Below are 814 nucleotides of genomic sequence, written 5' to 3'. Positions count from 1 at the left end.
ATAAAAAATGGAATGGTCATTTTCTGAGAGCCTTAACCAAATGGTTGTCTCCTGAAGAACTAGAAAAAGCAATTTTCATAGCAGATAGTGCTTTTGTCACGAAAGATAATTTGAAAGAATTGAAGTGTAAGGATGCGTCAGACTTGCTTTTCTTGTCTCGGTTGCCAGAAAACTTCAAGCTTGCCGAAACGATTAAAGAGAAAGCCTGGAAGGACGATCAATGGGAAGAGGTGGGAAAGCTTGTAGAGGGAAAAGACGCTGCGATTTATAAAATTTCTTCAACCAAGGCCAGGCTGGACGGGGAGACTTATCGTTTTGTCATCGTTCACTCCAATAAATTGGATGGACGAAAGGAAAAAAGCCTCACATCCCAACTTGAAAAGGAGCAAAAAAAGTGGGAAAAGGACAAAGAAAAAATGGAAAAAAAGGACTTTTCCTGTGAGCGTGATGCCCAAGCGGCCCTTTCAGAGTTTATGAAAGAACACAAAGGTTCTCATACAGTAGAAGGAATTGTTACTCCCAAAGAACAGCCGGGAAGACGGAAAAAACGGGGACGGCCTAAAAAAGGGGAAGCCGCACCACCTCCAGTTACAGTCTATACGATAAACCTGACGATCCATCCCCCATCGAAGGAGAAATGGGAACAACTGCGTCAACAAGCATCCACCTTTATCTTGATAACCAATCAGATGGATGGAGAAAAATTATCCGATGTAGACTTGCTAAAAGCCTACAAAGGGCAACAGACCGTAGAAAATCGTTTTCGATTTTTGAAAAATCCTTATTTCGTGGGAAGGATTTACCTAGAAAAACC

1 protein-coding gene is annotated in these 814 nt (G+C 41.8%); it reads left to right on the top strand.

The features are described 5' to 3' along the window. On the top strand, positions 1 to 814 hold an 814-nt coding region (locus tag MUB24_RS23070), incomplete at both ends, for an IS1634 family transposase (protein ID WP_244708089.1).

Source organism: Lederbergia sp. NSJ-179 (genome assembly GCF_022867885.1).
Taxonomy (GTDB): domain Bacteria; phylum Bacillota; class Bacilli; order Bacillales; family Bacillaceae_C; genus Lederbergia.
The sequence above is the reverse complement of the archived record's forward strand: the minus strand, read 5'-3'. Positions and strand labels throughout refer to the sequence as shown.